The sequence below is a fragment of the Streptomyces sp. NRRL F-2580 genome, from assembly GCF_000720115.1.
Lineage (GTDB): Bacteria > Actinomycetota > Actinomycetes > Streptomycetales > Streptomycetaceae > Streptomyces.
Genome location: NZ_JOIR01000075.1, coordinates 1 through 10,281, shown reverse-complemented (window position 1 = coordinate 10,281; position 10,281 = coordinate 1). Strand labels below are relative to the sequence as shown.

At 68.8% G+C, this 10,281-nt stretch carries 8 protein-coding genes; 6 read left to right on the top strand and 2 right to left on the bottom strand.

All coding sequences use genetic code 11. The features are described 5' to 3' along the window. The first annotated feature begins 767 nt into the window (after nt 1-767). Entirely contained in the window at nt 768-3,296 is a 2,529-nt protein-coding gene (locus IF88_RS0139040) for a DEAD/DEAH box helicase (protein ID WP_030724082.1), read from the top strand. Between the two features lie 296 nt (nt 3,297-3,592). Then, nucleotides 3,593-4,135 (top strand): hypothetical protein, encoded by a 543-nt coding sequence (locus IF88_RS0139035; RefSeq protein WP_030724079.1) that lies wholly within the window; start codon nt 3,593-3,595, stop codon nt 4,133-4,135. Nucleotides 4,136-4,279: 144 nt separating this feature from the next. Here the strand turns inward: IF88_RS0139035 and IF88_RS47540 are convergent, their stop codons facing one another. Both IF88_RS47540 and IF88_RS0139025 read right to left on the bottom strand, forming a co-directional pair. Next, nucleotides 4,280-4,480, bottom strand: coding sequence for a hypothetical protein (locus tag IF88_RS47540; protein ID WP_199808207.1), 201 nt, complete (start codon nt 4,478-4,480; stop codon nt 4,280-4,282). Nucleotides 4,481-4,514: 34 nt separating this feature from the next. Further along, the gene (locus IF88_RS0139025) at nt 4,515-5,567 is read right to left on the bottom strand and encodes a pentapeptide repeat-containing protein (RefSeq protein WP_037808742.1); all 1,053 of its coding nucleotides are present in this window, start codon (nt 5,565-5,567) and stop codon (nt 4,515-4,517) included. Between the two features lie 243 nt (nt 5,568-5,810). Here IF88_RS0139025 and IF88_RS0139020 point away from each other — a divergent pair, with 243 nt between their 5' ends. The 4 genes from IF88_RS0139020 to tpg all read left to right on the top strand — a co-directional run. Beyond that, nucleotides 5,811-6,338, top strand: a complete 528-nt coding sequence (locus IF88_RS0139020; protein ID WP_158754898.1) for a hypothetical protein — start codon at nt 5,811-5,813, stop codon at nt 6,336-6,338. Between the two features lie 118 nt (nt 6,339-6,456). Further along, complete coding sequence (locus tag IF88_RS0139015) at nt 6,457-7,590, top strand: HNH endonuclease (protein ID WP_030724066.1); 1,134 nt, start codon at nt 6,457-6,459, stop codon at nt 7,588-7,590. Between the two features lie 138 nt (nt 7,591-7,728). After that, entirely contained in the window at nt 7,729-9,813 is a 2,085-nt protein-coding gene (tap, locus tag IF88_RS0139010) for a telomere-associated protein Tap (RefSeq protein WP_030724064.1), read from the top strand. A gap of 3 nt (nt 9,814-9,816) precedes the next feature. Beyond that, a partial coding sequence (gene tpg, locus IF88_RS0139005; protein ID WP_030724061.1) for a telomere-protecting terminal protein Tpg occupies nt 9,817-10,281 on the top strand: 465 nt, incomplete at its 3' end.

The window sequence follows — 10,281 nt, the reverse complement described above, 5'->3', positions numbered from 1 at the left end:
CGGCCAGATTCCCCCGCAAGCGCGGGAATTGACGTCCGCAAGCGGACGTCAAGAGCCCAGGCCGGCGCAAGCGCCGGCCTGGGTGGTGCTGACGCACCACCAGATGTTCGCGCAAGCGCGAACATCGAAGGAGTGTCCGCTGACGCTCCCACTCCTTCAGGTCCTTCCGGCTTCGCCTCCAGGACCGGGCCCGCTGGCGCGGGCCGGCTGGCAGCAGTCAGGGGCTGCCTTGTCGCTCGTCTAGCGAACGTCAATCGATCCAGGTAGTCCAACGCCCGTGGGGCGGCTCGCACTGCCCGGACTCGATGGCCCATTGGTACGCCTCCTTCGGGCTCACCGGCTTCCCGGAACTACTGAAGGCGAAAACACAATCCGGGTAGACCGGCTGCAGTCCATACCAGCAGGTGGTTATCAGGAGAGTCAGCACGAATGAAGCCAGGGGGTGCCTCCACGTAAGAGGACCTGAGAGAGGACGGATCACACCGGAGATCGTAGGCCCAGACCTCACCATGCCGCCCCACGGGGATTCCCATCGACGAGACTTCCGTGTCGTTGCGCATCGTTGACGTCGCCGCTTCGACGCCTTCAGGCGCTCCGACGGCACGCTACAACTCCACATATCTGCACTTGGGCGTCACGTAGACAGCGTGAGGACGCTACAGTCATCAGTGTGCATCATGCCGGTGGTGCGGTGTGTAGCATCCCGAGAACATCGCCACCCCATCCCGGCGGGTCTGCCCGCCGCTTCGAGTTCAGCGGAGTGCCGAATGCAGAAGTCTGGTGACATCATGCTGCGTCCTCATCAGGAGGAGGCGGTGGAGGCCATTGTCCGGGGGTTGGATATTCCTCCTGGAAAACGGATTCCGAAGGCTGGTCTGCGGGCCACGGTGGTGGCGGCGTGCGGGACCGGGAAGACCTTTATGGCCGCTGCGGCGGCGCTGCGGCTCGCGCGGCACGGGCGGGTCCTGGTGCTGCTGCCGACGATCGATCTCCTGACGCAGACGGTGCGGGAGTGGCGGCTGGCCGGGCACAGCGGGCCGGCTGTCGCGGTGTGCTCGTTGGAGGACGATCCGCAGCTGTGGCAGCTCGACGTGCGGACGACGACGTCGGCGCCGCAGCTGGGGCTGTGGCACGGGCGCGGCCCGGTCACGGTGTACGCCACGTACGCGTCGCTGCCGGTCATCGCCGAGGCCCACGAGGGCCTGTACGGGCTGCCGATGGACGTGTTTGACCTGGTGGTTGTCGACGAGGCGCACCGTACTTCGGGGTCGGCGGGGAAAGCATGGGCCGATGTCCACCGCCAGGACGTCATCCCCGCCATGCGCCGGCTGTACATGACCGCGACCCCGCGGATCTGGATGGAACGGCCCCCGCGGTCTCGGGCGCAGGAGCGGGAGCGGGAGGAGACGCGTCGGCGCGAAGCGGAGACGGAGCGCAAGGAGCGTGAAGAGGCGGAGGCCGAGGGGCGGGTCTACGTCAACCGGCCGCGCTGGGACCGGCTGCCGAAGGAACTCGCGTGCTCGATGGACGATGAGCGGGTGTTCGGGCCGGTCGTTTATGAGTTGTCGCTTGCTTCGGCTATTTCCCGGGGGCTTTTGGCGAAGTATCAAATTGTGGTGGCGGAACTCACCGACCCTGTCGTGACCCCGGACCGTCTGAATAGTGAGGAGCGGTACGAGGAGCAGCTGCGCGGCCAGCGCCTCGCCGCGATGCAGACCGCTCTGCTGGAGACGATGGCCGAGCACGGGCTGCAGACCACCATCACCTTCCACCACCGCACCGTGGAGGCCGAGGCCTTCGCGGCCGGGCTGGACCGGGTCGCGTCCCGGCTGCACGCGGTCGACCCGGGGCGGCATCCGGAGCGGGTGTGGTCGGGATGGCTGTGCGGGGAACACGAGGGTGCTCACCGGCAGTCGGTCCTCGCAGACTTCGGCCGCAGGGCCGGGCGGGCAGTGCTCAGTAATTGCAGGGTTCTGGGCGAAGGCGTCGATATCCGGGCCACCGACAGCGTGGCCCTGATCGATCCGAAGGGCTCGGCCGTGGACATCGTTCAGGCGATCGGGCGGGCTTTGCGGCAGAAACCCGGTGAAGGGAAGATGGCCACCCTGATCGTGCCCGTTTTTCTGAAGGAAGGCGAAAAGCCGGAGGACATGCTTTCGTCGGATTCCTACCGGCCGCTCGTTCGGGTACTGGCGGGATTGCGGGCACATGATGAAAAGGCTGTGGAAATGCTCGCTGTTCCGCAGGAGCCCCGGAAACGCGTCGTCGAGCCGTCGCAGCCGGTCGGGACGGCGCCCGAGGAGGGTGAGGAGGAGTCACGGCTGCTGCTCCGGTTCGCGGCGCCGCGGGATCCGGCGTTGATCGCGAAGTGGATCACCTATCAGGTGATCAACACCGAGCGGCAGGACTGGCGTCGGGGCGCGGAGGCCGCTCTGCGGTACCGGCAGCGGGAAGGCGATCTGGACGTCCCGTACGAGCACGTGGAGACCGAGGGGGCGTTTCCGCTCGGGCGGTGGCTGTCCGACCAGCGCAGGGCGTACCGGGCCGGAACCATGACCGGCGAGCGCGCGGCCGAGCTGGAGGAGCTGGGGATCGTGTGGGACACCGCCGACGCCGGCTTCGCAACCAACCTCGCCGCAGCGCGGGCCTACTACGAGTTCCACGGCACCCTGGCGGCGCCGCGGCACGCGACCACGCTCGACCAGGCCGTCGGGCAGTGGCTGACCAACGTGCGCCGGCCCGGCGGGCTGGGCAAAGACCCCGTACGCGCGCAGCGGCGGGCCGCCGCCCTGTCCGCCATCGACCCCGACTGGAACCCGGGGACGCTGGGGTGGACGGTGGACTGGCAGCGGCACTACGCCTACCTCACCCAGCTCCTCGCCGAAGGCGCCCGCCCGGCCGCGATCGTCCCCGGTGTCACCCGGCACGGCGACGACATCGGACGATGGCTCACCACCCAACGGCGGGACTTCAGCCGGCTGAACGCCGAGCAGCAGCGCAGGCTCGGCGAGCTGGGCGTGAAGAAGGCCGTACGGGCGCGTAAGGCCCCGGCGAAGACGGCTGCGGCGTCCGGGCCGCGCGCGGGCGGCGAGGCGTTCCAGAAGGGCCTTGAGGCCCTCGCGCAGTACATCGCGCGGGAGGGCGTCCTGCCGGGGCGGGCCGGTGTGCAGGAGATGCCCGACGGGGACATCCGCCGCGTTGGGGTGTGGCTGGCCAACCAGAAGCAGCGCCGCGACCGACTCGACCAGGCACAGCTCACCGCACTCGCCGACCTCGGTGTGCAATGGGCGCAGTAGGGCAGGCAGCCCGGCAGAGAAGCACGTGCTACACGCACGCCACGCCACTCGCCAGAGACCGCACCGGCTGGACGCCTCCTCGTCCCACCCCGCCCCGCGTGCCTGGGTCCGCCGAATGCGGTACCGGCCGCAGGGTCGATCTGCCCATGCCCACCTGGGCTCGGCTCGTAGAAGCCGAATAGCCTCGGCCAAGCAGATCCGATCCCTTGCCAACTCAAGGCAACCGTGCCGAGTGGACGCGCCGCCAACTGGGGATTGCCAGTCGTAGGGGGCCTGTCTAGCTAGGGGGAAGATCCGTGGTTGATCAGCTGTCGACCCTGATCGGCGTCGTGGTAGGCGCAGTCATGTCGTACGCCGTCGGGGCGCTGCACGAACGCAGCCGCTGGCGACGGGAACAAGGGGCACGATGGGACGGGCTGCTCCTGCAGGCGTACAGCGACTATGGCCAGGCGATCAAGGACTGCGTAGTCCTCTACCAGCGGCTGGCTGCTCACCGGGGCTTGACTGAGGACCCCACTCCCGTTGCAACGACAGGCGACGCCCTGGCAGAGGCTGCCAAGGCAGAGTTGCGACGCGCAGCCATGACCGAGCCCCTGCGCCTGCTGGCCGATCCGGACGCAGCCGAAGCGGTCCGGGAGCTCAACGACGCAGTTTGGCATCTCGAATGGCTGGCACAAGGCCGGCCGACAACAGAGGCCGCTACATGGGACCAGGCGTACAGCGCTTACAGGACCGCTCGTCGGGTTTTCTACGAAAAGGCGCGGGCGAGCCTGCAAGTACCGGGTGCGGTCATCGCGGAACGGGCCAGTTGGCCACCCCTCTGGCGAGCGAACGCCTGAGCGGGAACGCTTCTGTGCGGCGGCTGTGGCAGGAGTCGCCGGCGGCCACTGACGTGAGCCGACCACGAGGCCCGCTTCCCGCTCCGGCAGGATGTCCCGCCCCATCGACACCATCTGGGAATGCGCGGCCGGGTACACCTTCAGCTACTCCAGGGCACGGGCCCGGTCAACGAGGTCGAGATCGCGCGGGCCCCAGGAGCACTTCGCGTGCGCGGGCGCAGCCCGCGGATCTGCGGCCTCCCCCCGCACCAGCGGCGCGGCGGGTGCGGGGGTGGCGGCCGGAGCGGGGGCGGGCGCGGGGACCGGCGGGCAGGCGCGGCGCGCGGTGCGGCCCAGGGGCGACATCTTTGTGACCTAGCGGGCCTTTGACGGTGAGGGGTCAGGCCGTCGGCGGGTTCCATGGGTTAGGTATGCGTAGTCCAGCCGGAAGAGGCTGCCCATTCGAAGGCACGAGGCCAGACGGAGGACCGCCACGCGCGGCAGAGAAGTCAACCGTGCCGCCGGAGAACACCGAATGCTCAAAGCTCACCGTGTCGCCGGAAAACACCGCACGGTCGAAGCTCACCGTGCCGCCAGAGAACACCGCACGGTCGAATTTCGCCGTGCCTCCGGAGAACTTCGCGTCGTCAAAGCACACCGTGCCGCCAGAGAACACCGCACGGTCGAACCTCACCGTGCCTCCGGAGAGCACCGCGCCGTCGAAGGTCACCGTGCGACCGGGGAACACCGCGCGGCCGAAGCGCACCGTGCCGCCGGAGAAGACCGCGCCGCCGAAGCTCCCTCCGTCGAAGACGACGCCTGTGAAGTCCAGGTCATGGCCCTGCCAGGAGCTGGGGTGTTCGAGGGGCAGGCGGAGGTGGTCGCGGATGAGGCGGATGACGGTGTGTCGGACTTCCCGCAGGAAGAGGTACAGGTGTCGGGCATCCGCGTCCCCCGGTGGCAAGTCGGGTTCGGCTGTGTAGGGCAGGCGGAGGTAGGCGCACAGGACGTCGATGCATGTCTGGCGCAAGTCGCGGGTGGGAGCATCGTCGGCGAGGCCTGCCAGGGCGTACACGCCGCCCAGGCGTACCGCGGCAGATTCCGCGCCGAGCTGGGAGACCGCGGTGGTGAAGCGTTCGGTATGCAGCCGGGTGGCGTCGCGCAAGGCCGCGTCTTCGTCGACTCGCTGGCGCCGGTAGGCCACAACCAACGCCACCAGCGCACCAGCACCGGCGACCGCGCCAAACGACAGTTTCACCAGGTCGAAAAGCGTGCTCGACGCAAGTCGGGTTTCGGTCCTTAGGCCCTGGGCTCCAAGCAGGTCCCACCCCGCGAAGAACACTAGGGCCGCCACCGTGATCGCGAGGGTGAAAGACAGAGCAAGGACTGCACCAACGGGCCACAGGCGTAAGCCGCGCCGTTCGCCCCGGCGCCGTGGCAGGTTCGAGGTCACACACCGTAGGACCGTCCCGGCGCCAGACTGGTTCCAGCTCACCGCCTCCGCAATTACCAATACCCGGGCGAAGGCGGCGCGCAGTCTTCGGAGCGGGAAGCTTCAGAACTGTGCTGCTTCCGTCGTCCGCCACCAGCAACGGGGCGGCCTTGCCCAGGGTCGCTGAGGGCTTGCCCCCACCAGGTTCGAGGAGAGGACGAAAGTGCGCTCCAAGCGACGTGACGCGGGGTCTAGGGTCCACGCATGAGTGACTTCTGGGACGCGGCCAGCGCGATAGCGACAACAGCAGCAACAGGCGTGGCCCTCTGGTTGGCCGTGCATGAGGTACGCATGCGACGGAAGGACGAGACCGACAGGCAAGTGGCGCAGGCACGACTGGTGGTGTCTGTCATAGACGCGAACCGGGGCGAGGTGGTCAACCACAGCTCCGAACCTCTGCTTGAGCTGCGGATCATCAGGGCCGACGCCGATGTCGACGGCCAGCCGGTCGCGGTCCGCTGGTCCGAGGACGATCAGCGGGTGTTCCACAACGTATCGGCCGGTCAGGCCAGGCACCTTGAACTGCGGGAGCAGGGCTGGGGCCCGCTGCTCGACCCTGTGCACGGGTACGAAGTGGGGACGGATGAAGGCATCGCCCCCGTCAACGCCACCAATCAGCGGCTGACCATCCAGTTCCTCGACGCGGACGGGCTGTGGTGGCAGCGTGTCGGGCTCCAGTCGCCCACACGGGTCCTCGGAGAGCCCGCCCTGCCGGCGCCCAACCCTGAATAGGGCCGGAAGCGACTTGGCAGCCCAGATCCTCCCCAGTCTCCACGACTGCTGACAGCCAACCGCGAGATCGCAGCTGGCCCCGCAAGCCCTGCCACAAATCTGTCCTAGGGGGTACTTCATGGCCGTTTCCAAGCGCCTGCGATACGAAATCTTGCGCAGGGACAACCACACTTGCAGGTACTGCGGGGCCTCCGCGCCGGCCGTACCTCTGCGCGTTGACCACGTGGTGCCGGTTGCGCTCGGAGGTTCCGACATCCCTGACAACCTGGTCACCAGCTGCGAACCGTGCAACAGCGGCAAGAGTTCCGCCACCGTCGACGCCTCGGTCGTCGCAAACGTCGCGGACGATGCTCTGCGGTGGGCAGAGGCCCTGAAGCAAGCAGCGCAGGTACTGACCGAACAGGACCTGCCAAAGCTCTCCTACCGGCAGACATTTCTGACCGCCTGGCAAGCATGGGAGATAGGCCGACACTCTGTCCGTCGGTCCGCCGAGCTGCCCGCGGACTGGAAGAGCAGCATCGACCGCTTTCGGACCGCTGGGCTGCCTGAAGAATCCTGGGACGAAATCATCGAGATCGCGATGACGAGCCCGAAGGTGCTGCCTCTTAACGTCTTCCGCTACTGCTGCGGGATCGCGTGGCGCCGCGTCTCCGACCTCCAGCAGGAAGCGCGTCGCATCCTGACGACGACAAGCGCCCGCCCCTCGGAAACCGACCATCTTCTCAACGGGGGCGCCCCGCACTCATGGCAGGAAGCGGACTTCTGGGCAGCAGCCGCTGAGTCGGCCTGGCTGCATGCTTGGGCCATTGCTGCAGACAGCGATGACTGGGATCACTCCCCATCACAGGCCGAATGGGACGAGTTCCTCGATGCCCGCGCCGTGCTTACCGAGGAAGGCCGTTCTGAGGGAGAGATCATCTGTGCCGCTGTGATCGCCGGCACGAAGCAGAGCAGCACGTTGTCATGGGGGCTGTCGCTGGCCCAGCTCCGCCATGCCCCCGTCTCATGGGAGCAGTTCACGCGGATGGACGGTGCCCGCGAAGTGTGGACGGCCAGCTGGAACGAAGCTCACGGGAACGAGCCCAGCGAGCAGCAGCAAAAGGAGTTCCGCGGCGGCTTGGTCAAAGCCGCTCGGCGTGGCTACAGCAACCGCCAGCTCCTCACAGCAGCACGGTCCGCAGCGTTCTCCCAGAACCCCGACGTGGAGTACTTCGCCTATCACGTGGCGAGCATGGAGCCGGACTCCGAGTAGGAGGCGTCTCCCAAACCACTGTCGAAGGGCAGCGCACCCTCGTAAACAGAACCACTACCCCAAGAACACTCTCAAGGGTTAAATTCAGAGGCGATTTCAGAGTTAAATTCTGCTAGTGTCTGGGGTGGAGGTGGAGTGATGCCGAGTCAGGAAGAGCTGTTCGAGGCGGTAGACGCGCTGCTGGAGGGCGAGCCGCAGCTGCCGCCGCCGGCGGAGCGGGCCCGGCTGCGTGAAGCGGCCGGGGTGTCACAGGTGAAGCTTGCGCAGGCGTTGAAGTCGACGGCGCAGACGGTGAAGAACTGGGAGAACGGCCGCTCAGAGCCGAGGCCGCCGCGGCTGCAGGCCTATCTGCGGCTGCTGGAGGGCTGGGCCGACCGATACCCGGCGGCCGCGCCGGCGCCGACTGCGGCACCGCAGACCTTCACCGGCGCCACCCAGCAACCGGCCCCGGCCCCGGCCGCGCCCGCCGCCACGCCTGTGGCTCCGGCTGCCGCAGAGCCCGTGCCGGCTGCGCGCACGACGTCCCGCCGCCCGGTGAGGAAGGCCGCTCCGCTGGCGGCTGTCGACCCGCGGTTCCCGCACGGTCCGCTCGTGGTTCTGGACGGTGACGGGAGCGCGTACGGCGTGGACGGGATCGTGCTGGACTGCCCGGCCACCACGATTGCGCAGCTGGTGGAGTGGACGCTGAAGGAGTGCGGGCTCGGTGCGCCGCGGCTGAACCGCAACGGCAAGGACAGTGATCCGCTGGTCGTCCTCACCGCGGCGGCCGCCGTGCGGCTGGGCATGCCCGAGCGGCTGGAGGGCCACGAGCAACGCCGCTCCCTGCGTCTGGAGGACGACCACCCGGTCGTCAAGCAGCTCGCCAAGGCGAAGTGGAAGCTGACGCAGCGCGGGTTCGGGCCGTGGGCGCGGATCTACCGGCCGGCGCAGGCCGGGCAGCGGCAGTGCGTGCAGCTCGCAATCCTGTCGTGGGACGCGCTCGATGCACGGTCCTGGCCCGGCGTCGCGGGCATGGAGCCAGCCGACGTCGCCCGCACCCTGGGTACGTACGCAGCCCGGGTGATCACACCGCGCGGCTCCACCGCCACCTCCGGGCTGGAACTCATGACCGCGCTGCGCCCGCCGACCCGCGCCATGAAGAACGAGACCACGGGCGAGTGGGAGTCCGCGTACAACCCGGGCTCGCTCGGCACCGAGCCGATGGACCCCGCCCCGCCGGAGGCCCCCACCGAACACCCCGCCGCGCAGGGATGGACCGGCGGGGTTCTGGACGAGGAGGCCTACCAGTGGGTGCGGGACCCGCAGCTGCTCACGGATGAGGAGTGCCTGCGGCCCTACGCGATCGGCCTGGACCTGAACACCGCGTTCCTCGCGGCGGCCGCGCGTCTGGTCGTCGGCCTGTCCGCACCGGACCACTTCCACCGCCCGACCTTCAACAAGAAGATCCCCGGCTCCTGGCTGGTCGACCTCTCGCACATCGAGCTGGACCCGCGCCTGCCCTCGCCGTTCACCCCCTCCGGGCAGCGGCCGACCGGGCCGGCCTGGTACCAGACGCACACCCTCGCCTACGCCCAGGAACTCGGTTACGACGTCGCCCCGATCGAGGCGTACCTACGGCGGGAGACCGGCGCCTACCTGGACCCGTGGCACGACCGCCTCAAGACGGCTTATGTGGACACGCTCGCCGATCTGGGCGTGAGTGCCGAGCTGGACGACCGGCAGTTCCTCGCCGCGATGGAGCACCACAAGCAGGTGGATCCCGGGATGGCGGCCGTCCTCGCCGCGATCAAGGCCACCGTCAAGGGCGGCATCGGCAAGCTCCGCGAGCGCCCCCAGGGACGCCACTACCGCGACGGGGAGCGGTGGCCGGCGCTGGAGCGGCCGACCTGGCGGCCCGACATCCGGGCGGCGGTCATCTCCAAGGCGCGGGTCAACATGCACCGCAAGATGGCCAACACGGCGAAGGCCACCGGGCAGTACCCGCTCGGTGTGCTCTCGGACTGTGTCGTCTACGCGAGCCCCGGGCCGTCCCCGCTCGACTTCCTGCCCTACACCACCTCCGGCAAGCCGCTCCCCGGTGCCTTCCGTCTCGGGACGACGCCGGGCCTCGCGAAGGTCGAAGGTGTGCAGGAGATGGCGTGGGCCGTGGACCTCATGGAGAAGGGTCTGAACCCGGCCCGGCACATCAAGGGCGGCGACGCCGTCACGGACGAAGGAGAATAGGCCGTGGGGGACATCGACGACGCCCTGGAGCGCGCGGGCCGCGAGACGTTCACGCGAGAGCCGCCCAAGACACTGAAGGGCCGCATCAACTTCCTGATGGGCAAGCTGAAGACCACCAGGGCCGTCGCAGCCGAGCTCGGCGTCAGCCAGCGCTCCATCGAGCGCTACCGCACCGGCGAACGCAAAACCCCGCCCAAGGCCATCACCGACCGGATCGACACCGCCGTACGCGCACGCTGGCAGCCCAAGGTCCGCGACCGCCGCCGCAAGGAAGCCGCCACCCGCACCGGGATCACCGTCGAGACCCGCGCCCGGTTCGGGTACACCGCACCCATCGGCACCACCGACGACGGCCGCATGCGACGCCTCACCGTCCACCTCCCACCCGCCTACGCGCAGCGCCTCTTCGACGCCCAACAGCAAGGCGCCGACGACGGTCGGCTGCGGGCGATCGTCGCCGAAGGCCTC